18 protein-coding genes and 1 tRNA gene are annotated in these 23,582 nt (G+C 45.4%); 10 read left to right on the top strand and 9 right to left on the bottom strand.

Features of this window, described 5'->3' with window-relative positions:
* The first annotated feature begins 3 nt into the window (after window positions 1-3).
* The 3 genes from KVT36_RS19610 to KVT36_RS19600 all read left to right on the top strand — a co-directional run bounded on the left by KVT36_RS19610 (window position 4) and on the right by KVT36_RS19600 (window position 1,943).
* Complete coding sequence (locus KVT36_RS19610; protein ID WP_217605153.1) at window positions 4-984, top strand: DUF4407 domain-containing protein; 981 nt, start codon at window positions 4-6, stop codon at window positions 982-984.
* Window positions 981-1,688, top strand: a complete 708-nt coding sequence (locus KVT36_RS19605) for a LytTR family DNA-binding domain-containing protein (protein WP_217605152.1) — start codon at window positions 981-983, stop codon at window positions 1,686-1,688. The genes KVT36_RS19610 and KVT36_RS19605 overlap by 4 nt, the downstream gene beginning before the upstream one ends.
* Before the next feature lie 173 nt (window positions 1,689-1,861).
* Window positions 1,862-1,943 (top strand) — tRNA-Leu (locus KVT36_RS19600).
* Between the two features lie 503 nt (window positions 1,944-2,446).
* On the opposite strand, the gene KVT36_RS19595 is transcribed toward KVT36_RS19600, so the two are convergent.
* Window positions 2,447-5,725: a SusC/RagA family TonB-linked outer membrane protein gene (locus KVT36_RS19595; protein ID WP_217605151.1), complete on the bottom strand. Its 3,279-nt coding sequence runs from the start codon at window positions 5,723-5,725 to the stop codon at window positions 2,447-2,449.
* A 261-nt stretch (window positions 5,726-5,986) separates the two neighbouring features.
* Window positions 5,987-6,643, bottom strand: coding sequence for a DUF4974 domain-containing protein (locus KVT36_RS19590; protein ID WP_217605150.1), 657 nt, complete (start codon window positions 6,641-6,643; stop codon window positions 5,987-5,989).
* Between the two features lie 902 nt (window positions 6,644-7,545).
* On the opposite strand from KVT36_RS19590, the gene tig reads away from it, so the two are divergent.
* The 4 genes from tig to KVT36_RS19570 all read left to right on the top strand — a co-directional run bounded on the left by tig (window position 7,546) and on the right by KVT36_RS19570 (window position 11,203).
* The gene (gene tig / locus KVT36_RS19585; protein WP_217605149.1) at window positions 7,546-8,931 is read left to right on the top strand and encodes a trigger factor; all 1,386 of its coding nucleotides are present in this window, start codon (window positions 7,546-7,548) and stop codon (window positions 8,929-8,931) included.
* A complete protein-coding gene (gene clpP, locus KVT36_RS19580) occupies window positions 8,918-9,619 on the top strand; it encodes an ATP-dependent Clp endopeptidase proteolytic subunit ClpP (RefSeq protein ID WP_217605148.1) in 702 nt (233 codons plus the stop codon). The genes tig and clpP overlap by 14 nt, the downstream gene beginning before the upstream one ends.
* A 136-nt stretch (window positions 9,620-9,755) precedes the next feature.
* Window positions 9,756-10,988: an ATP-dependent Clp protease ATP-binding subunit ClpX gene (clpX, locus tag KVT36_RS19575; protein ID WP_217605147.1), complete on the top strand. Its 1,233-nt coding sequence runs from the start codon at window positions 9,756-9,758 to the stop codon at window positions 10,986-10,988.
* Window positions 10,989-10,996: 8 nt separating this feature from the next.
* On the top strand, window positions 10,997-11,203 hold the full coding sequence (locus KVT36_RS19570) for a hypothetical protein (protein WP_089920248.1): 207 nt from the start codon (window positions 10,997-10,999) through the stop codon (window positions 11,201-11,203).
* A gap of 70 nt (window positions 11,204-11,273) precedes the next feature.
* On the opposite strand, the gene KVT36_RS19565 is transcribed toward KVT36_RS19570, so the two are convergent.
* From KVT36_RS19565 to KVT36_RS19535, 7 genes are all read right to left on the bottom strand, one after another.
* Entirely contained in the window at window positions 11,274-12,146 is an 873-nt protein-coding gene (locus tag KVT36_RS19565; RefSeq protein WP_217605146.1) for a cytochrome c, read from the bottom strand.
* 375 nt (window positions 12,147-12,521) lie between these two features.
* On the bottom strand, window positions 12,522-14,150 hold the full coding sequence (locus KVT36_RS19560) for an NADP-dependent glyceraldehyde-3-phosphate dehydrogenase (RefSeq protein ID WP_217605145.1): 1,629 nt from the start codon (window positions 14,148-14,150) through the stop codon (window positions 12,522-12,524).
* 230 nt (window positions 14,151-14,380) lie between these two features.
* A complete protein-coding gene (locus KVT36_RS19555) occupies window positions 14,381-15,523 on the bottom strand; it encodes an acyl-CoA dehydrogenase family protein (RefSeq protein WP_217605144.1) in 1,143 nt (380 codons plus the stop codon).
* Window positions 15,524-15,602: 79 nt separating this feature from the next.
* Window positions 15,603-16,349, bottom strand: coding sequence for a helix-hairpin-helix domain-containing protein (locus KVT36_RS19550; RefSeq protein WP_217605143.1), 747 nt, complete (start codon window positions 16,347-16,349; stop codon window positions 15,603-15,605).
* Between the two features lie 242 nt (window positions 16,350-16,591).
* Entirely contained in the window at window positions 16,592-17,350 is a 759-nt protein-coding gene (locus KVT36_RS19545) for an MBL fold metallo-hydrolase (protein ID WP_217605142.1), read from the bottom strand.
* On the bottom strand, window positions 17,347-17,682 hold the full coding sequence (locus KVT36_RS19540; RefSeq protein ID WP_217605141.1) for a hypothetical protein: 336 nt from the start codon (window positions 17,680-17,682) through the stop codon (window positions 17,347-17,349). The genes KVT36_RS19545 and KVT36_RS19540 overlap by 4 nt, the downstream gene beginning before the upstream one ends.
* 113 nt (window positions 17,683-17,795) lie before the next feature.
* The gene (locus KVT36_RS19535) at window positions 17,796-19,349 is read right to left on the bottom strand and encodes a response regulator (RefSeq protein ID WP_217605140.1); all 1,554 of its coding nucleotides are present in this window, start codon (window positions 19,347-19,349) and stop codon (window positions 17,796-17,798) included.
* 428 nt (window positions 19,350-19,777) lie between these two features.
* Between KVT36_RS19535 and KVT36_RS19530 the strand changes: the two genes are divergently transcribed.
* From KVT36_RS19530 to KVT36_RS19520, 3 genes are all read left to right on the top strand, one after another.
* Complete coding sequence (locus KVT36_RS19530) at window positions 19,778-21,004, top strand: HD domain-containing protein (RefSeq protein WP_217605139.1); 1,227 nt, start codon at window positions 19,778-19,780, stop codon at window positions 21,002-21,004.
* A gap of 83 nt (window positions 21,005-21,087) precedes the next feature.
* Window positions 21,088-22,137, top strand: a complete 1,050-nt coding sequence (gene lpxD / locus KVT36_RS19525; protein WP_089920265.1) for a UDP-3-O-(3-hydroxymyristoyl)glucosamine N-acyltransferase — start codon at window positions 21,088-21,090, stop codon at window positions 22,135-22,137.
* A gap of 26 nt (window positions 22,138-22,163) precedes the next feature.
* Window positions 22,164-23,582: a bifunctional UDP-3-O-[3-hydroxymyristoyl] N-acetylglucosamine deacetylase/3-hydroxyacyl-ACP dehydratase gene (locus tag KVT36_RS19520; protein WP_254640097.1), complete on the top strand. Its 1,419-nt coding sequence runs from the start codon at window positions 22,164-22,166 to the stop codon at window positions 23,580-23,582.

Raw genomic sequence — 23,582 nt, 5'->3', positions numbered from 1 at the left:
CCAATGGAACAAACACCCGTTAACAATACGCCTGCTGCAGATGGCCTCAGCAAATTCCTCTGGTGGTTAGCAGCCGCAGACATTACTATACTAAAAGATTGCAGGGCAGACCAGGAGCGGTACCGCATTATTGGCATATCCGTACTCGTTACCTGGCTGTTTGCCACCCTGGCCTGGGGATACTTTTTTTCTACCGTGGTAGATGATGAAATGGTTATTGCTGGATTGGCATTTTTCTTTGGTTTCGCCATCCTTAGTATTGACCGAAGCCTGATAACGGCCATGTCGGGCTCAGGCCGCCGGAAGTTCCTACCGGTGGCCTTTCGTTTATGCCTGGCCTTTACCATTGGCCTGTTCATTTCCCAGCCGGTGATTTTACTGCTGTTCCGGAAAGACATTCAGGCCCAGATGGTGCTGAACCGGCAGGGCAAGCTGGAAAAATTCCGTAATGAGCTGGCCACCCTGAATGCAGAACATACTACCGGCCTGGAAAAAGACCTCCAGCAATGGCAGCAGCAATTACAGCAAAAAGAAACCCAGGTAAAAGGCTATAAGGATGATTACATTAAGGAAACAGATGGTACCGGCGGCTCCGGCAAGATCGGGGAATCTGCCATTGCCAAAGTAAAGAAAACAGAATACCTGAAAGCAGAGCAGGAGCTGACGGACCTGCGCCGCCAGCTGGCGCCACAGCTGCAGGAGCGCCAAACCCAGCTGGCCGACCAGTGGAAAGAGAACCAGGCCAAGGAAAAAGTATATGTAGCCTCTTTAACAGACGGGTTCCTGTCGCAAACAGAAGCCCTGGAAGAGCTGACCGCGGAACATGCCCCCCTGCGGCAGCGGTACCGCCTGATAGTACTGATTATAACCCTGATAGAAGTAATGCCCCTGCTTAGTAAGCTGCTGATGCCCAAAGGCGAATATGATAAACTGGTGGACTATAATAATGTGTATCTTGGCTACCGGAAAAACAACGTGGTATGAAGCTGACTGCTATTGCCATAGACGATGAGCCGGTGGCGCTGTCCGTGATCCGCTCACATGCGGCAAAAGTGCCGTTCCTGGAAGTAAAGGGCCTGTTCACCAACGCCTTTGAGGCCATGGAGCACCTGAATAAAGAGCGTACAGACCTGCTTTTCCTGGACATTAAAATGCCGGACATCACCGGCATTGATTTCCTGACCAGCCTTACCAACCCACCCATGGTGGTTTTTACCACCGCTTACTCAGAACATGCCGTGCAAAGTTTTGAGCTGGATGCCATTGATTACCTGCTGAAACCCTTTTCCCTGACCCGTTTCCTGAAAGCCTGCAATAAAGCTCATACCCTGCTGCAGCTAAAACAGCAAAGCACCGCCGCCGGTTATGTACCTGATTACATTTTTATTAAAAGCGGCTATGAGCAATGCAAGATCCGGCTGGATGAGATCCTGTACCTGGAAAGCGCCGGCAACTACGTGAATTTTGTGCTGAAAGACCGTAAGGTTATTTCCCGCCTTTCCATGCAGGAAGCCCTGGACCTGCTGCCCACAACCCTGTTTACCCGGGTGCACCGTTTCTTTATTGTAGCCAACAGTAAAGTAGAGCGCATAGACCGGAACTACCTGTATATACAGCAGGCCTCTATCAGCATAGGAGCGGCGTATGCAGATGCGGTAGGGAAGATCTGGGGGAGAAAGGAAGGATAAAACAGGTGCTGTACAGGATCTGAAATAGATACGTAGATTATTCAACATTCATTCTTAACTAATTGATCTCTAAATTTTTGATATAAATTGTGACATAACTCCATCTTGCATTTTTTTAATTCCTAAAAAACAATACCTTTGCAGTCCTTTTCCTGTTTTGCAGCGTAAAAGACGCGGGTGTGGTGAAATTGGTAGACACGCCAGACTTAGGATCTGGTGCTTCGCGGCATGTAGGTTCGAGTCCTATCACCCGCACACTAAAGCGTGAAAAAGTGTTCATTTTAGAACATTTTTTCACGCTTTTTCTTTTATGGTATGTATGAATGAGGCAGTGGCAGGCTTATTTGCCACTGCCCAACCTATTAAGGTATCCTGTAATAAGGATTTACGCAGGCATCTTTGTACCAGCTTCGAAAAACACCACCTCCCAATGCGGTTTCACATAATACCCCTGTATTTGTTTCAGTACAAACACCTGGCAATGTGGTGGGTGGTAAACAAAGTGAACCCAGGTTACTCTGCGTATAACGCGCCTGAATGCTTTGTTTCTTCATTATTGAACTGCTAAACGCAATTAGGAAGGAGGATAGAATAACTATTCTTACTACGGTAAACTGAAATTTTTTCATACTTTGAAAATTTAGGTTTACTTAAATAGCCGTTTTTCGGCAGCGGCTTTTCCATATAAAAAATGATCCGGAAGATCAATATTTTATGGTTAGAGCAATGGCCAGTACTAAATGGCGAAAATAGTATACTTAAAATGAAAGCTGAATACCTGCAGTTAAAATCCGCAGAGGCGGGTAAGCCTCTACTGACGTAGTCATTTCAGGGTCTCTTCCTTTATAGTTCGTTAAGGTAAAAAGATTTACCCCCTGCAGGTATAGCTTACAGTTCTTCATTTTAATCCGCTCCAGTTTTTTGTTGGATAAATAGTATGCAAAGGAGAAAGACTGCAGGCGCACATAACTGGCATCTGTTATTCGCCGGTCGCTGAACAGGGCCGCGGAAAATAATTGACCTGCTTCGGTTTCCATATCAGCTGTAAATTTTTGAACGGCTGCCTGGTCGCCTGTGCGTTGCCATCTATCCCAAACAAACAAAGCCTGATTAATATCCGTACCGGGACTTGGGGCGCCGGATGCAAAAACATAATCGTAATTGTTTTGTTTGGCAAAGCGGATCAAAAAGTCTATCTCAAATGCCTTTATACGAAAAGTGTTCTGTAACCCTCCATAAAAGGTTGGGGCAAGCTGCTGCCCATATTTTAGATCTTCAAATTTGGAGGGGATATCTTTACCCCCACTTTCAAACTTGTACAATCCCGATGAGGGATCTACCTCCAAAAAGTGATATGACTGCACCATATCCAATTGCATTCCTAAACTATATAGGTATTTATAATTTGTTTGCGCAATGTCAGGGAATGAAACGAGTTTATTTTGCGGTAAGCTAAAATTAAAGGTACTGTTCCAGGTTATTTTGCCTGTATTTACCGGTACGGATGTTACATCTATTTCAAGCCCGCTGTTTTCCACAATAGCCGGAGAATTTACCGGAGTATATCTTATCCTTCGCCGGCCGGCATAAATATCACTTTCAAGCGTTTCGTATTGCTTTAATGAAAGCAGCTGATCCGTACTGCGGTTATTATAATAGCACAAAGTTGTTGTTACCCGTTCATTCATAAAGCCCAATTCCACAGCCAGTTCCGCCTTACGAAGTTTTTCCCAGCTATAGAAAGTGGCATAATTACGGCCATTAGTTCCCGGAATTTTTTTCTGCAAAATAAACGGTGGTAAATAAGTATCATTATTAAAATCGCTTGTATATTGATCATTCCCTGTGAACCCCAGGCTACCACGTATCTTCCCATAACTTATGAAGCTATTTCCGCTTAACCATTTTTCCCGGCTAAATACCCAGGCTGCCCCCAGGGCACCAAAAGTGCGATCCCTGTATGAAGGACTAAGTCTCGAAGATCGATCCCTGCTAATAGTCAGCGTTAATAAGTACTTATTAGCATGTTTATATTCAAAATGTCCGTATAGGGATTGATACCGGTAACTGGTATCAACAACTCCCAGTTTGGAAAGGGGGTTAGCGGAATCTCTGCACTCCAAAAAGGCATCGTTCCCATAGAATCCCATCTCACTCTCCTGTTGCTGTTCATCTTTTTGAAACCGCTTTCCAAGTAATAAACTTAGCTGTTCTTCACCAAAGCTTTTTTTCCAGGCCCCCTGGATATCCAGTGATATATTTCGATATTGATTATCAAAAAAATAAGAAAATCCACCCGATTGATAAAGTCCTTTCGATGGGTTTGCCTGAATCGCGTTGGACTTCATTAAACCATAACCTGCATTTACCCGAAACTCCAGGTCCTTGGTAATTTCATAGTTCAATTTCATATAAGCGCCAAGATTTTTCGATTGGGCTTTGTACGTTCGCAGCAGATAGGCAAATGGATTCTTAGAAAAGGTCCCATCAGCAAAATTCAATGTTTTGCTATCTGTATAAACAGGGGGTGTATTTGGGGGTAAGGAAGATAGGGTGGTCAGATCTGTTTCCGGCAAAAGATTTTGATCTGCGACATAGTTAACAGAGAATGCTAATTTTAATTTTTGATGGATTGCTTTTGTATTAACCTGTATACTTCCTCCGTTTTTCCTGTATTCAAATTCATTTGACGGATACACCGTGCTTTCTTTTCTAAACAAGCCGCTCAACCGGTACAAAGTAGTGGTATTGCCTAAGTTGAGATCCATGCTACCCTCATTAATTCTGGCGGTTCCACCGATCAGCGTCTTTTGCCAGTCAGTATATCTTGTGGTATCCCAGGCTTTAAGATCATAATCCTGGTCGGCCGGCTCTCTCCCGTCGTTCTTTATACCTTCCCTTCTCATTTGCAGGTATTGCCTGGTATCCAGGTAACGGATAAGTTTAGTAGCCTTTCCTATTCCGGTATACACATTAACATTAAATCCTTTTTTACCCCCAGGCATTTTCCTGTTGATCAATATGATCCCATTGACGCCTTTATTTCCGTAGATGGCAGTAGCGTCCGCATCCTTCAGTATATTAACGCTTGCAATATCATTGACATTTAGTAAGTTCAACGGGCTGGCTGCAACCGTTGCACCTTGTACGAAACCACTTCCTGCTATATTCAAAAAGTTCTCATTGAAAGAAACGGAGGGATAAGGAAAACCATCTATTAATATTAACGGAGTGCTCACGCTCTGAATACTGTTCCTTCCCCTTAACCTGATCTTATAACCTCCACCGGGTAACCCGGTAGTTTGATTGATGTAAAGCCCGGGTATCCGGCCCTGCAAAGCACTCAGAACATTGGCTATAGGCTGGTCATTTATATCATTTTCTGTGATACTGCTGATGGACCCTGTAAGAGTAGATTGCATAACACCATTTACGTTCACTTCACGTAACGGCGTTATCATAGGTACAAGCTGAATTAGAATAGAATCCGCATAGGTGGCAAGTTCCATAGATTTATAACCAGACCTGGAAACCAGTAGTTTTGCCTCACATTCAATATCTCTTAAAAGGAATTTCCCGTCTTTATTTGTAGTTGTCCCTTTATGGCTTCCCTTTACTGTAATTGAAACAGTATCTAATGGCTCATGTTTCTCATTTTTTATAAATCCGGTAACCGTTCTTCTTTTACCTTCCGGTAGCCTATCCTCATCAGGATTTACTCTTTTGGGAGAGCTAATAATAAGTGTTTCATCTTTATAGCACCAGCTCAATCCCCTTTTTTTTATAAGCAATGCAAGTACATTGTCCAGGGGCTCATTCTGAAAATTAACGGTGAGCCTTTCATGCAGGCTTAGCTGCTCTTCATTATAGAAAACCTCCATGCGGGTTTGGGCGTAAATAATTCTAAAAAGATCCGGAAAGCTGATGTTCTTCTGCTGGCATGAAACCAATCTTTTACCCGGATAGGATTGGGAGTACAGGTTCTTTGTAGAAACAGTGACTAAAAGTAAGAGGGGGAACATGAACTTATAAGGCATAAAACCATTGGTTCATTGTTATAATATAGTTATAACCTTATTAGATACCTACGGCATTTACGAAGTAGCGGATTTCTTGCAGGTCATTCCCCAGCTATTATTCCTTATCATTCTGAATATGTCTGTAGCCGGGCATACATGCCGGGGGCCTCTTCCTATCTAATTCTTAAATACAGTGTCTGTTTTACACGTTGGTTTGCGCCCGTCATACTTATGATGTATGTTATTGACGCTGTATATAAAATGTATTTTCAATTTCCATTAATAAAGCATTTCTTTGAAATGCAGGTGTTGCTCTTTATCAAAGTAATATGCAATTTTCCCGTTGACGCTGAGGGTCTCAAGAAAATCCTTCAAAGGTTTGCGGGTGTCAAAGAAGCCCGAAAATTGTTTACCGGCTATTTCTTTTTCATGATCCAAAATAACTTTTACACCATAGTTCGTCTCAATCATATCAGCTATTTCATGAAGCGTTTTCGTGGACATCACTTTAACCTTTTCTTCTTTTACTTTTTCTTTTTTAACCTTTTCTACTTCTTCTTTTACCTTTTCTCTTTCAACCGAAATATAGCTCCAATACCGGACAACAGCATATGTACATACGGCAAAAGCCAGTACCGCTATGAGTATGGCAACCCTTTTCCCATACTTGGGTTTAATAGGTACCACTAATGGAAACCGTTCATTCCGGAAAGTCTGCCGCACATCCTCCAATGCCCGTTTGGCTTCCGGGTTGTATTTTAATTCCCTTTGTATATAGTTATTTTCTTTTCGAGTGGTCAATTCCTTATTGCGCAGCAATAGAAGCTTTGTAAAGATCTCAACATCAAATGGCGCTCCTGGTGTTGGTATTAATTGCCTTAGAGGAACCTTATGTTTGATAGCCCTATAAATTATTATATAAATGTCTCTTATCATATGGTTAGGTTTTATTTTCATACTCCCCCCTGCTAACGATAGCACAATTGGCAGGTAGTTTAGGGTTGTTGTAGCATTTATGAAGATTTTTGTAATGAGGTTTTTTTCTTTTCTTAGTTGGGATCCTGTAAATATAGGGGATGATCGTCATCAGACTTGAATCCGAAAACTGATTGTTTTGGTAATAGGTTCTAAAATACGCCAACAAATCAAAGCTATCAGGGCTTTGTTGTATATAACAGTACATGTCCTCCCCGGACAACAAGAAATCTTTTGTTATTTATATCATGAAGTATCGGTTTATCATTAGTGCTGAAATACTAAATAGTTGGCAACTACCTCTTTTCAGCATATTAGTTTAGTTGTGATAAATTAAATCTATAAATACCATATTGACAATACAAAGTCTGATATAAATACTGTGTTCTCATATAATTGTACTACTTACTGAAAAAAAACAGCTTAAAATGCAGCCGGCTATTGTATCAGCAATACCTTATGCACCGCCTATTTGCAAAAGTTTTGTTGCTCGCGCTGTTTCCAAAGGAAATTATCCATTACCTTTGTCCACCAAATTCAAGGCTAACACTTACATAAAATATTTAATAAGTATGCATAATCAATGGGTTAAATGGCTTAAGCAATCAGAAAAGTGGCCGCGGAAATTCATATTAAAGATCCAATACCTGTAAGCGCAGCAACTGGTATTGCATAGTTATAAGGCATTGGCCATTTAATGCACATTTGCACATTTTTTAATATATATTTTGCCATAAAGGCGCTAAGTCACTCAGTACCTCTTTCCCTGCTGCCATTCCTTCGTGCCTTTTGTGACTTCATGGCAGAAATATAATCACGGAATCATTATTGCTTCATAAAGAACATTTTTATTAATAATTATTATGGCAACCGTTACCAGAGAAAACATCGGTTTATTGAATGATAAGATCACTGTGAAAGTGAGTCAGGAAGATTACCTTCCTAGTTTTGACAAAGCGGTAAAACAATTCAGCAAATCCGCCAATATCCCCGGTTTCCGGAAAGGGATGGTGCCCGCTGGTATGGTAAAGAAGATGCACGGACCGGCCCTGTTTGCCGATGAAGTGCTGAAAACCGTGGAAAAAGAGCTGACCGGCTACCTGCAGAATGAAAAGCTGGAGATCTTTGCCCAGCCTATCTCTATGGACAAAGAAGCCAAAAACCTGGACTTTAATCAACCTTCCGAATACGAATTTGATTTTGAAGTAGGCCTGAAACCCGCTTTTGAAGTATCTCCCCTGGAATCCGGCAAAACCTCCCTTACTAAATATAAGATCAAGGCTACCGAAAAAGAGGTAGATGAGGAAGTAAGCCGCCTGCAGCTGAAAGGTGGTAAAATGAACGAGCCGGAAGTAATTGATAATGAAGACAATGTACTGAGCATCACTTTTGAAGAAAGCGACGCGCAGGGCAATGTAGTAGAAGGTGGTATCAAAAAAGACAACTCCCTGCTGCTGAAATTCTTCTCTCCTGCCATCCAGGAACAGCTGAAAGGCAAGAAAAAAGACGACAGCATTGTGTTCCAGCTGGCTACTTCTTTTGATGAAGAAAGACTGGGCATGATCCTGAAAGACCTGGGCTTTGATGAACATGATAAAGAAGCTGCCCAGAAATATTTTAAGCTGACCCTTACCAAACTGGGCCTGATCGAAAAGCGCGAGCTGAACGAAGAGTTCTTTAAAGAGGTATACCCGAATGAAGAGATTACTACCGAAGCCGCTTTCCGGGAAAAACTGAAAAGTGAAATAGAAAAATACTGGGATTCCGAAAGCCGTAACCGCCTGCACAACGAGCTGTTTGAAGTGCTGGTGCATGAAACGCCTATGGAGCTGCCCAAAGACTTCCTGAAACGCTGGCTGCAAACCGGTAGCGAAAAGCCAAAGACTGCCGAAGAAGCCGAAAAAGAATATCCGAACTTTGACCATCAGCTGCGTTGGACGCTCATTAGCGATAAACTGATCCGCGATAATAAACTGGACGTATCTTTCGAAGAACTGAAAGAGAGCGCCAAACAAAAACTGCTGGGCTACTATGGGGCCGGCGCTGCTTTAGAAGGAGCCGACTGGCTGGATAGCTACCTGGACCGCCTGATGCAGGACGAAAAATTCGTGGACCAGACTTACCGCGAAATGGTGACCCAGAAATTGTTTGACTGGGCAGAAACGAAGGTGGATCTTAAAGAAGAGGAAATAACAGCCGAAGAATTTGCTAAATTACCTCATAAACATCACCATCATGAACATGAATAACGAATTTAGAAAATATGCGATCCATCATCATGGAATCAGCAGCCTGGTAGTAGATAGCTATGCCCGTCATCAGTTGAATTCGCTTACCCCGTACATCATCGAGGAGCGCCAGCTGAACGTAACGCAGATGGACGTGTTCTCCCGCCTGATGGCTGATCGTATCATATTCCTGGGCGACCCGATCAACGATTACGTAGCAAATGTGATCACTGCACAGCTGCTGTTCCTGGAATCAGCAGACCGTAACCGTGATATCCAGATGTATATTAACAGCCCCGGTGGCAGCGTATATGCCGGTTTAGGTATTTATGACACCATGCAGATCATTTCCCCGGAAGTGGCAACGATCTGTACCGGTATGGCCGCCTCTTTTGGCGCTGTACTGCTGGTAGCCGGTGTAAAAGGTAAACGTACGGCCCTGAAACATGCCCGCGTAATGATCCACCAGCCGCATGGCGGCGCAGAAGGCCAGACCTCTGACATCGAGATCACCGCCCGCGAGTTTGTGAAGCTGAAAAAGGAGCTGAACGAGATTATTGCCACCCATTGCGGCCAACCGTTCAAAAAGGTGGAAAAAGACTCTGACCGCGACTACTGGATGACCGCCGATGAAGCCAAAGAATATGGCATTATTGACGACGTGCTGGACCGGAACCCGAAGAAAAAACAGGAAAATACGCCGCAATAAGCGTATACCTAATTATAAAGGAGAAACGGGGTAAGCGCGCCTTGCTCCGTTTCTCCTTTCCTTTTTTCCGTTCCTGCTATTTTGCCTAACTTTGTGGGCTTACATTAGCTGCGAAAAAACAAATAAATCATTACGGATGAAAGAATCCAAAATACGTTGTTCCTTCTGTAACCGTTCCAAAGACGAGGTGCAGATACTGATTGCCGGTGCAGAAGGTCATATTTGTGAGAACTGTGTGGCCAATGCCCAGGAGATCATTGAACAGGAGCTGTTTCAGCACAACAAGAAAGCGCCCTCCCACTTTGTACCCAAAGTGGCTAAGCCGGTGGAGATCAAGACCTTCCTGGATGAATATGTGATTGGCCAGGACGACGCCAAAAAGATCCTTGCCGTAGCGGTGTACAACCACTACAAAAGGCTGAACCAGCAGGTAGGCGATGATGAGGTGGAGATAGAAAAGTCCAACATTATAATGGTGGGCGAAACCGGTACGGGTAAAACCCTGCTGGCCAAATCTATAGCCAAGCTGCTGAACGTGCCCTTTACTATTGTGGACGCTACCGTATTTACCGAAGCCGGTTACGTGGGTGAAGATGTGGAAAGCATTTTAACCCGCCTGCTGCAGGTATGTAATTATGACGTGGAAGCCGCCGAAAGAGGCATTGTGTACATTGACGAAATTGATAAAATAGCCCGCAAGAGCGATAACCCCTCCATTACCCGCGATGTTAGCGGCGAAGGCGTACAGCAAGGTTTGCTGAAGCTGCTGGAAGGTACCGAGGTGCTGGTGCCCCCGCAAGGCGGCCGTAAACACCCGGAGCAAAAACTGATCAAAGTGAACACCCAGAACATCCTGTTCGTTTGTGGTGGCGCTTTTGATGGGGTAGATAAGATCATTAGCAGAAGGGTGCAAACCCACTCTATTGGTTTTACAGTAGATAAGGAAAAGGAAGAAGCTACCAAAAAGCACATCCTGCGCTACGTAAACTCACAGGATCTGAAATCCTTTGGGCTGATACCTGAGCTGCTGGGCCGCTTACCCGTAGTAACTTACCTGAATTCCCTGGACCGGGATGCGCTGAAAGCCATTCTTACCCAGCCCAGGAACGCCCTTATCAAACAATACAAGAAACTGTTTAAGGTAGAAGGCATTGATCTGACAATAGAAGATGATGCCGTGGATTATATAGTGGACAAAGCCATGGAATTTAAGCTGGGCGCCCGCGGACTTCGCTCTATCTGCGAAGTGGTGATGAGCGATGCTATGTTCCATATGCCTTCCACTACAGAAAAAACATTTATCCTCACCAAGGTATACGCCCAGGAAAGACTGGAGCAATCACCGCTGGTAAAATTGAAAGTCGCTTAACTTTTTATATGCAGGATCTTATTCAACAACTACAGGAAAAGGCAGGGCTTAGCGCAGAGCAGGCCACGCAGGCTATTACGGTTATGCGCGACTATGTAAAAAGCAAAGTGCCCCCCTTTATTGGCGATACCGTAGATAAATGGTTTGCCGGTATGGACAGCCCGCAGCAGCCGGCTAAAGATGTAGCAGCCTCCGATGATTTCCTGGATGGATAAACCAAGATGACAGCACTTTTTTCATAATAGGAACATCCCGCTTTTTATGGCGGGATGTTCTGTTTTTGTACTACAGGCTTCTCAGATAAAGATAAAGCGCAGATAATTCTTCTTCCGTATAAGCAGTGGTCATTTGCCAGGGCATATCCTCATTATTCAGCTGTTTGCCCTCCGGCGTTTTACCCGTGCGTAAAGCCATCATAAACTGCTCCTGTGACCATTTGCCTAAATTCCCTTTAGTGGTAATATCAGCCACTGGCACACCGCCCGGTACGTGGTTAGGCCCGCCATGTAAATCGTCACGGTGGCATCCCGTACAGGAAATAGAAAGGTACTTGCCATAGGCCGGAGTAATTTCCTTTTTCACCATAGCCGGCGCCTGGTAGTGATGGTCTACTTTTTCTGCCGGTATCAAAGGTATTTTATCAAAAAATGTGAGCAGGTGCCCCAAAGGCCCTACCTGTATGAGTGGCAGCTCATGATCTACCGCAGGTTGCGTTTTACACCAGGCAATAATACTGGCCACATCGTAATCTGACAGCTTTGCATATTCGTAAGAGGGCATAATGAGCAGTGGTTTACCTTCCGGTGTTAAGCCATGGCGCAGGGCCATTAACCAGGCTTTATCATCATAACTAACCGGCAAACCACCCTTGCCTTTAGTAAGGTTAGATCCTGCAAATACACCCAGCTTGGGATCATTAATAAATACCCTGCCTTCCAGGTTGCGGCCATGGCAATCAAAACAACCTTTTACAACAAACAGATGGCTGCCATAGGCCAGCATGGCAGAATCCACAGTAACATCGAGCGGTTTTACCTGTACAGTATATTGTTTGTGAATACGGCGATTGGTAGAAAGATAGGTGACCAGGTAAAATATCAACAGCAAGGCCACAAGGGCGCCAACAGTGATGCCGGTCCACTTCAGAAGTTTACGCATATTTTTTGGGGTTCTGATTATGGAGGCAAAATTACAGGGCAGTGTTTAACTGTATCTCAGTAGAAGTACGGATTTTTTATAAACGGGAAGGCAAAAGTCTTGTTGGAAGGGGGTTATAGCGTGTATGTTATTGGGAGATCAGCGGGGTATCACAGTAAAAAAGCATCCTGTTGGTCAGGATGCTTTTTCGATTGCGTAAAAGTGTTTCAATCGTCTGTGTTTTGGGTTTAGGTTGATAAAAGGTAAAGAGTGATTGACTTAACCCAAATTTAACATTCCTTTTTCATACTTCCATAACACTTAAGGGTTATTGTTCATTTTTTTGTCAAAAACCGTGAACGGTTATGAATTGTCGTACCTTTTACATTATATATTTTAAAATATATACTTTGTTGACAAAAAGTTGGATGTCTGATCGCTTACTATTTTGTTGATAAGCGCTTTATTTTCATCTGTTTGTTTGGTTGCTACCATGGAACGGATGGAGAATGCACGCAATGCATCTGGTACGCTCAAAGTAGCCTCTGCACTGTCTTTACGGCCGGTGAAAGGAAAGGTATCCGGACCGCGTTGGCACTGGCAGTTAATGTTTACACGGCTTACCTGGTTCACCAGCGGATCTATCAGGGACGCCAGTTCTGATGCATTGTTGGTGAACAGGCTTACCTGCTGCCCATGTTCTGAATGTATCAGGTATTCAATAGGCGTGGTAATGTCATCAAATGGTAAGACCGGTATTACGGGCCCAAACTGCTCTTCGCTATACAGCTTCATACGCTCATTCACCGGGTACACAATAGCCGGGAACACCAGCGACTCGTAAGCCTTGCCACCATTGGGATTGATCACCTTTGCACCATTGGCCACCGCATCTTCAATACAGCTTTCCAGGTAAGCAGGCTTTTGTGGTTCCGGCAGGGGTGTTAAGAACACATCTTTTTCCCAGGGCATGCCTACTTTTAGCTTGCTCACCGCTTCACTCAGCTTGCTCAGGAAGCTGTCTGCAATACGGCGGTGCACAAATATGATCTTAATAGCGGTACAACGCTGACCATTAAACGATAAAGAGCCTAACACGCATTCTTTTACTGCCAGGTCAATATCTGCCTTATCTGTAACAATAGCGGCGTTCTTGGCATCCAGCCCCAGTATAGCCCGCAGGCGGTTTACCTTGGGATGCATTTTCTTCAGCTGGTTAGCCACCTTGCTGGAACCTATCAGCGTTAGTACATTGATCTTACCGGTTTCCATTAACGGCTGCACGATCACATTACCACGGCCGTAAATAGTATTTACCACGCCTTTAGGGAAACAGGTACGGAACGCTTCCAGCAGCGGATAATGCAATAAGGTTCCGTGTTTCGGAGGTTTGAAAAGCAGGGTATTACCCATTATGAGCGCCGGTATCAGCGTAGTGAACGTTTCGTTTAACGGGTAGTTAAAGGGCCCCATACATAATACTACGCCCAGGGGGGAACGGCGTATCTGCCCGATAATGCCCTGCTGTATCTCAAAGCGGGAGGAGTTACGGTCCAGGTCTTTCAGCGCATCAATAGTAGCATGTATGTATTCTACCGTGCGGTCAAATTCCTTCAGGGAATCTGTATAGGATTTACCTATTTCCCACATGATGAGCTTTACAACTTCTGTCTTACGCTCAATCATTTTACCGGTGAATTTTTCAACGCAGGCTATTCTTTCAGCCACCGGCATGGTAGGCCATTCGCCGCGTCCCTCATCATATGCAGCCAGCGCATCATCTAAGGAAGCCATGGCTTCCTTGGCGCTGCATAAGGGGTAGGAGCCTATTACCTTACGCTCCAGGCCATTGGCCGTGCGTATGCCCAGGGGGGATACTACAGTATGTACATCGCCGCTCCATTGTTTCATTTCACCACCAGACAAATACTCCCGCTGATGGATCTCTGCCGGCAGCTGGTATTCTGCCGATATCTCATTTTCCTTAGTTGGAAAATACTGTTGTAATTTTTCTTCAAAACTCATAGGAATTTATATTGCGACAACCAAGATAATTAATAATGAATAATTTATAATTAATAGTTTGGAGTGCGGGGTTGTAAGTGGCTGCCAGAACGGGGTTGGGACATGCTAAATAAATTAAGATGAAAGAGTGTACCTTAATTGATCACTCAATAAAAAAACCTGAAAGGCTCTAAGACCTTTCAGGTTTTAACTATCTTCAGCAGCTGTACTTCTTTCCTATTAATTATTAATTACCCTTTGAGTGCTTCACGTGCAATCACAATTTTCTGTATCTCTGAAGTGCCCTCTCCAATGGTGCAGAGCTTTGCATCGCGGTAATATTTCTCTACCGGGAAGTCTTTGGTATAACCGTAGCCACCAAAGATCTGCACTGCATCATTGGCCGTTCTTACTGCTACTTCAGAGGCGTAGTACTTAGCCATGGCCGCCTGTTTGGTACATTTTTGCCCGCGCTGTTTCAGATCAGCAGCCTGCATAGTCAGCATTTCTGCAGCTTCTATCTGCGTAGCCATATCAGCCAGCTTAAATGCAATGCCCTGGAAGTTGGCAATGGGCTGGTCAAACTGGTGGCGCTCCTGTGCATATTTTAACGCCGCTTCATACGCGCCTTTGGCAATGCCCAGGGAAAGAGCGGCAATGGAAATACGGCCGCCATCCAGCACTTTCATGGATTGTATAAAGCCCTCTCCTACCTCACCCAATATGTTGGATGCCGGAACCCGGCAGTTGTCAAAGATCATTTCTGCGGTTTCTGAAGCGCGCATACCCAGCTTGTTTTCCTTTTTGCCGCCACTGAAGCCGGGTGTGGCCTTTTCTACTACAAAGGCCGTCATTCCGTGGCTGTCGCGCACTTCACCGGTGCGGGCTATTACTACGGCTACATCGCAGCTTTTGCCATGCGTGATCCAGCTTTTTGTGCCGTTCAATACCCAGTGATCACCATCCTGTTTGGCTACGCACTTCATATTCATAGCATCGGAACCGGTGTTGGGCTCCGTTAAGCCCCAGGCGCCAATCCACTCTGCAGTGGCCAGTTTGGGCAGGTAACGCTGCTTTTGCTCTTCTGTGGCAAATTGTAAAATATGGCCGGTGCAAAGGGAGTTATGCGCAGCCACGCTTAAGCCAATGGCGCCGCAAAATTTAGCTACTTCGCTGATAACAGTTACATATTCCGGGTATCCTAAACCGCTGCCATTGTATTTTTCGGGCACCAGTACGGACATAAGGCCCAGCTCTCCCAGCTGTGTGAACAGGGGCCGTGGAAATTCCTGGGCTTCATCCCAGTCAATAACGTGGGGTTGTATATGTGTTTTTCCAAAATCGCGGATCACTTTCGCAATCTGTTGCTGCATTTCCGATAGCTGAAAATCCATATTAGGGGGTTTAGGTTTTGATGCTGTTGGCTTTTTGCCGTTAGCCATTGGCTTTTTGCCAACAGCTAATGACTAAAAGCTAATAGCTGATATATGGCTCAAGTTTACGATAAATACTATCATCTACCAATGGAATGTTCTTAAGCGCCTCCGGCTGGCCAAAAGGCCCGTGTACACTGCGATAGCGCGTTATCAGGCGGGCCAGTTTATAGCGTATATATGGATGTTGCGCCAAAGATTGCTCATCCATCTTGTTGATATCTACTTTTTTTAGAGAAACATTATCCGCACGCAGCGACGGTTGAATTTTTTTAAACGTGCTATCCGGCAAGCCATAGGTTTCTGCCACCTGCTCAATGGTATAAAAACCTCCCAGCTTGTCCCGGAAGCGGATAATACGCGCTGCCAGTACCGGGCCAACACCCGGCAGGGCTTCCCAGGCGGTAGAATCTGCCGTATTAATATCCAGCACTACCGGCTTGCGGGCGGGCCGGGGCGGGAAAGGCGTAAATGTTTTGCGCACATACGGACTATCCCGGTGAAAGTTATGCTGGTAGCCATTTACCGGCCGGTCCCATTTTTTGGAGTACCGGTTACGGTTATATGAAAAATTACGTTGCGCAGGTGTATCCGCTGCTTTTAGCTGCTGCTCAAATGCAGCTACTTCTGTAAGAAAGCTGCTGTCAGTATTCACTGTTACCGGGGTGAACGCTTCCCATACCAGCGGTATACAGCGGCATAGCCCAATGAGCACCAGCAGTACAATAATACCGGTACGCTCTCTTTTAGTGAAGGTAAAGTATTCCCGCAGCGATCTTTTTTCCATAAAAAGATGCCAAGTTAGGGGTTGGGGGGATGTGGGGAAGTTAATCCGGAGTTAAGAGTAGGTCCATGGTCGATAGTCCATAGTCCATAGCATACATCGGGTTAGCTGTATAAAAGCAATGGGAAGATGGCCGAAATCAAATGGGATATATACAAGCTGTAAACCGGTACCCAATGGGCATTCCATTAAAGAACTTCACCAACGCAGCCCGCCATGGACCATCGGCTATGGACCATGGACCTTTACCCTACCTCCAGCCCGTCATACGCCAGCGCCATACCGGCCGGCAGCTCCGCATTTATTTCTTCGTGAAGGCCCAGCTGGTGGCTAATGTGGGTAAAATATACCTGGGGTACCTGCAGCTCCTGCGCCAGGGCTATGGCTTCGTCCAGGGTAAAGTGGGAGATATGTTTTTCCTTACGCAGCGCATTCAGCACCAGCACTTTGGAGCCTATGATCTTTCCCTTTTCCTCGTCGGCAACAAAATTGGCGTCCGTAATGTAGGTAAAATCACCAAAGCGGAAACCCAGCACCGGCATTTTGTGGTGCATAACCTGTATGGGTATAATGGGAAAACCTTTTACGCTGAAAGCTTCGTCTGTAATGGTTTGCAGGTTCAGCTCCGGGATACCGGGATATTTAAAATCGGCAAAAGCATAGGCAAATTCCCGCATGATGGCATTCTGCGAAAAATCAGTGGCGTAAATATCAATGGGCTTTTGCTGAAAATAGTTAAAGGCCCGTATGTCATCCATACCGGCTATATGATCTTTATGAGAATGGGTAATAAGCACAGCTTCCAGGTGTTTTACCTGTGCCCGCAACATCTGGTAACGGAAATCCGGTGTGGTATCTACTACAATATTTCCTATCTCAGATTCAACTAATATACTACTGCGCAGGCGGGTATCTCTTTTGTCGGGAGAGGTGCATACCCGGCAATTGCAGGCAATAACCGGTACCCCCTGTGAGGTGCCTGTTCCAAGAAAAGTGATCTTCATTCTGCGGATTGTTCTTCTGAAGGTGGCAACTGTTCCGGCGTGCCGGGGTTTTCTGCATCGGCAATATTCTTATTGTTCTGCACCTGCTGGTACAATTTGGCAGATTCCGGGCTAAGCATCGTGGAATCCAGCTGCAGGCTGCCCAATATGTCCAGCAAAGTATTGATACGCCCTTCCAGGTTCAGGAACTTATTGATCACCACCACCTTCTTATGTTCCAACAAACAATACCCGGAGGTAAAGGTACCTTTCTCAAAACGAAGCACATACTTGGCCTCATCAAAGACCTTTTCCAGGCGGGTAAGGTTATTGGGTGTGATTTTAATGTTCATCCTGCAAAAATAAATATTAATGTGTTGATGTGCTAATATGCTAATGTGCTGATTTTTGTTGTTTCCAGCATATACCAGCACATTAGCATATTAGCATACCAGCATATAGCTCATTATTTGCTTACCAGCCTGGCCACCGGCACAATCATCTCCTCCAGGGAAATGCCGCCGTGCTGGAAGGTATTGCGGTAATAATTTACAAAGTAGTTGTAATTGTTGGGATAACACAGGTAACCATCCTCACGGGCAAATATATACGATGAGTTCACATTCGGCTTGGGCAAACCTGCGTCCCGCGGGTCACGGAAGGCCAGCACCTCTTTAGGATCGTAGTTCAGGTTGCGCCCGTGCTTGTAGCGCAGGTTGGTAGTAGTTTGTTTATCGCCTATCACCTTAACAGGCGTTTTTACCCGCACGCTGCCGTGGTCTGTAGCTATAATAAGGTTGATCTTCTTATCAGCAATGCGTTTAAGGGCCTGGTGCAGGGGCGAGTGCTCAAACCAGCTGATAGTAATGGAGCGGTAAGAGGTTTCGTCGCCAGCCAGCTCTTTCAGCACTTCCATTTCTGTACGGGCATGGCTCATCATATCCACAAAGTTATACACGATCACGTTCAGCGGATAATTGAGCATATTATGCACGTTGTTCACCAGGTGCTGCCCGTCGTTATGGTTAATAACCTTGGTGTAGGAAAAACGTTCGTCCATTTTCAAACGCGCCAGCTGGGCGGCAAAAAATTCTTCCTCATACAGGTTCTTCCCCCCTTCCTCATCATCATTCTTCCACTGCACGGGAAATTTGCTTTCAATATCCACCGGCAGCATCCCGGCAAAAATGGCGTTCCGGCTGTATTGGGTGGAGGTAGGCAGTATGCTGTAAAAACTATCTTCTTCCACCAGGCGGAAAGATTCCTGGAAAATGGGCAGAATAGCCTTCCACTGGTCATAGCGCAGGTTATCTATCAGTATAAAAAAGTTAGATACCTCCGGATCCAGGTTGGGCACTACCTTATCACGGAACAGGGTGTGCGACATAACAGGCGCATCTTTAGCTTTAGGCTGCACCCAATCCGCATAGTTACGGCTTATGAATTTGGCAAATTCCGTATTGGCTTCAGCCTTTTGGGTATTGAACACCTCCAGCATCTCCGGGCTGTTAGCCTTGCTCATTTCTATTTCCCAGTACACCAGCTTTTTGTAAATGTCCATCCATTCCCGCTGGTCGGGGTTAGAGCTCAGCGCCATGAACAGGGTGCGGAACTCCTGTTGGTAGGCGATGGTGGTTTTTTCTGCTACCAGGCGTTTATTATCTATGATCTTTTTCAGGGAAAGCAGCACCTGGTTGGGGTTCACCGGTTTTATAAGGTAGTCTGTGATCTGGCTGCCAATGGCATCGTCCATCACATTCTCCGCCTCGTTCTTGGTGATCATTACCACGGGGATCTGCTGATCTATTTCCTTAATTTTTCCCAGCGTTTCCAGGCCGGTAATACCAGGCATAGACTCATCCAGCAGCACCACATCCACTACCTGCTCTTTCAGGAATTCCAGCGCATCGTACCCATTGGTAAGGGCAGATACCTTGTAGCCCTTATTTTCCAGGAACAGGATCTGTGATTTCAAAGATTCTATTTCATCGTCTACCCAAAGTATATTTATTTGGCTCATGTACAATTATTAAAAGATTGTAAGGAAATGGAAAATCGCTGGCAGGCACCTGCAAGCCGGAACAATTTAACCCTATTTCAGGCAAAAATCATTCCCCGGCACTATCAACGAATTGTTAAAACATAAGATTGCCTTTGCAGCGCTTTATTTAGGTAGTGCTTAGCATAGTTCATTGGCGCGCAACATATTAAAAGTTTTGTTAAAATAGTGAAATTCCAGCCCGGCCCAATAAACTTTCTGCACTTTAAACGTTCTATTCAGAATGGCCGGCCAGGCCGTTGTATGGCCTGTTGCAGAGGCCTGTTGCAAAAAATGGATCTTAGCCGCAGTAACATATAGGGGTGATTTATTCATTAATCGTCTATACATTAGAAAAAGTTACCGATTGAAACTGTAGCTTTGTATATAAGCAAAGAGCGTATAATACAATGACGGAGCGTAAGCGGAAGATTGTAAACGACCCGGTGTATGGTTTTATAACAATAGATCATCCGTTGATCTTTAACCTCATCTCCCATCCGTACTACCAGCGGTTGCGGCGTATACACCAAATGGCCCTGGCACACCTGGTGTACCCGGGCGCCATGCATACGCGCTTTCACCATAGTATGGGCGCTTATCACCTGATGAGCTGTGCCCTGCAGGAGCTGAAAGGGAAAGGGATAACGATCACGGAGGAAGAGGAAGTAGCGGCCAGGATGGCCATTCTGCTGCATGACGTAGGGCATGGACCGTATTCACACGCACTGGAGCACGGCATTATAGAAGGAGTATCGCACGAGGCTATTGGCCGCTGGCTGATGGAGGACCTGAACAAGCAGATGAATGGAGCGCTGAGCCTGACGCTGGAAATATTTAATGACCGCTATCACAAAAAGTTCTTACATCAATTGGTTTCCAGCCAGTTAGATGTGGACCGGATGGATTATCTGAACCGGGATAGCTTTTATACCGGCGTATCAGAAGGTGTAATTGGCTATGACCGGATCATTAAAATGCTGACTGTACATAACGGGGAGCTGATGGTAGAAGAAAAAGGCATTTATTCTATAGAAAAGTTCATTGTGGCCCGGCGCTTGATGTATTGGCAGGTGTATTTGCACAAAACGGTGCTCAGCGCGGAAAATATGCTGGTGAAGATCCTGATCCGGGCAAAGGAATTAGCGCTAAAGGGAGTGGAATTATTTGCGTCTCCCCCGTTGCAATACTTTCTGTATCATACCATTACGGCCAGTAATTTTGAGCAGGAACCGGCCTGTCTGCAACAATTCTGTTTGCTGGATGATTATGATATCATGGGGGCCATTAAAGTATGGGCCCAGCATGAGGATAAGGTACTGTCGCTTTTGTGCAACTGGCTGATAAACAGGAATTTGTTGAAATGTATATTGAGTAATGAGACATTTGAGGATGATGCGATAGCCGTGCTGAAGAACCAGGTACAACGGAAATGGGGGCTGGAAGGCAATGAGCTGGATTACCTGGTATTTTCGGGAACTGCCAGCTTAAGGGCGTATAATATCAAGGATGAACAGATCAACATCCTTTTTAAGGATGGAACGGTGAAAGATATTTCCTCCATAGACAATGCCCTGGTAAGCCATACATTGGCTATACCCGTAAAAAAATTCTACATTTGTCATCCAAAAATGTAGGTAAGCAACGTTTTATAAGGAATTAAAATGTTAAAGAATAACTTTATACAATCCGGTGAGGGTAACTTTTATAACTTTTAACTATGCAATTTAGCGCAGTACAATTGGCTACCATGTTAGATGGTAAGCTGGAGGGAAACCCGGACGTTAAAGTGAGCAACATTGCCAAAATAGAAGAGGCCGGCAATGGAATGCTCAGCTTTATTGCCAATCCTAAATACGAAGAATTTATATATAGTACGCAGGCATCTATCCTGATCGTGAATGAAAGCCTGGTGATCGAAGGCACCGTGAAACCCACGCTCATACGGGTAAAGGACGCCTACAGCAGCTTTGCCCTGCTGCTGGAAAAGTATAAACAAATGGTGGGCAACAAAACCGGCATACAACAACCTTCCTATATTCCAAGCTCTGTTAAATTAGGCGCTAATGTTTTCGTAGGTGCGTTTGCGTACCTGGGCGAAAATGTAGTGCTGGGGAATAATGTAAAGATCTACCCCGGTGTATACCTGGGCGATAATGTGATCGTGAATGACGATTCTACCATTTACCCGGGCGTAAAAGTGTATGATAACTGTGTGCTGGGCAAACGGGTGATCTTACATGCCGGCTGCGTAATTGGCGGCGATGGGTTTGGCTTTGCCCCGCAGGAAGACCGTTCCTACAAAAAAGTACCGCAAATTGGCAATGTAGTGATCCATGACGATGTGGAAATAGGCGCCAATACCACCATAGACCGCGCTACCATGGGCTCTACCGTTATACGCCAGGGCGTAAAGCTGGATAACCTGATCCAGGTAGCCCATAACGTAGACATTGGTACCAATACGGTAATTGCCGCCCAGACAGGGGTATCCGGCAGCACCAAAATAGGCCAGAACTGCGTAATAGGCGGGCAGGTAGGCATGGTAGGCCATATACATATAGCGGATAATACCAAAATAAATGCACAGAGCGGCTTATCCAAATCCATCTCTAATCCAAATACCTCTCTGACAGGCTCCCCGGCGTTCGATTATAAAAGTTCGCTGAAAAGTCAGGCAATTTTTAGAAATTTGCCGGACCTTGAAAAAAGGGTAAAGGAGCTGGAAGACATGGTGAAACAACTTCTCTCTGAGCGGGAAGGGGTTTGAAGGGATTAAGTAAACAGTAAAACAACATGATGGAAAATTTAGAGTCGCAGAACCAACATACGCTAAAAGGACCTGTAACCATATCGGGTGTTGGTTTGCATACTGGAGCGCAAGTAAATATGACCCTGAAACCGGCCCCTCCCGGGTTTGGTATTAAGTTCCAGCGTATAGATCTCCCGGAACAACCTGTAGTAAAAGCGGATGTGGACTACGTAGTAGACACCACCCGCAGCACCACTTTAGAATATAACGGCGCCCGCGTAAGCACCATAGAGCATATTATGGCAGCCCTGGCCGGCACTGGTATAGATAATGTGCTGGTAGAGCTGAATGGTCCGGAAATACCCATTATGGACGGCAGCGCCCAGCCTTTTGTGGAGGTGATAGATGAAGTAGGTGCTCAGCAGCAGGATGCTAAAAAGATCTATTATTCTTTAGATACCAACATCTCTTATTACGACGAAGTAAAAAAAGTAGAAATGGTGGCCCTGCCCGCTGTTGACTACCGCATTACCTGCCTTATAGATTTTAACTCACCCGTACTGGGCACCCAGCACGCCAACTTAAAAGGCCTGCAGGAGTTCAGTAAAGAAATAGCGCCCTGCCGCACCTTCTGCTTCCTGCATGAGCTGGAATACCAGCTATCCCTGAACCTGATCAAGGGCGGAGATATTAATAATGCCATCGTGGTGGTTGACCGCCCGGTAACAGAAGAAGAGCTGCAGCGCCTGGCCAAGGCTTTTCAGCGTGAAAAGATCTCTGTGCAGCGTGAAGGCATTCTGAATAACATACAGCTGCGTTTCCCAAATGAACCGGCCCGGCACAAGCTGCTGGACGTGGTGGGCGACCTGGCGCTGGTAGGTTTTCCTATTAAGGCGCATATCATTGCCAACCGCCCGGGGCATGCCTCCAACGTGGAGTTTGCAAAAAAGATCAAACAGTATATCAAAAAGAACAAGCATGTACGGGACATTCCTACGTATGATCCCAACCAGCCTGCCATTTTTGACCTGCGCCGCATAGAAAAAACACTGCCCCACCGCTATCCTTTCCTGCTGGTGGATAAGATCATAGACCTTACGGATACCCAGGTAGTGGGCATCAAGAACGTAACGTTCAATGAATATTTTTTCCAGGGGCACTTTCCCGGTAACCCGGTAATGCCCGGTGTGCTGCAGATAGAAGCGCTGGCACAGGCCGGCGGTATACTGGCGCTGAACGCAGTGCAGGACCCCGAGAACTATGATACCTACTTCCTGAAAATAGACAACTGTAAATTCAAACAAAAAGTATTGCCGGGTGATACCCTGATCCTGAAAATGGAGCTGCTGAGCCCCATCAGGCGGGGTATTGTGGAAATGCGGGGTACCGTATTTGTCGGTAACAAAGTTGTCACTGAGGCTGACCTGGTAGCACAAATCATTAAAACTAGAGAAGGCAAATAA

It is taken from the genome of Chitinophaga sp. GbtcB8, from assembly GCF_019091455.1.
Lineage (GTDB): Bacteria > Bacteroidota > Bacteroidia > Chitinophagales > Chitinophagaceae > Chitinophaga.
The sequence above is the reverse complement of the archived record's forward strand: the minus strand, read 5'-3'. Positions and strand labels throughout refer to the sequence as shown.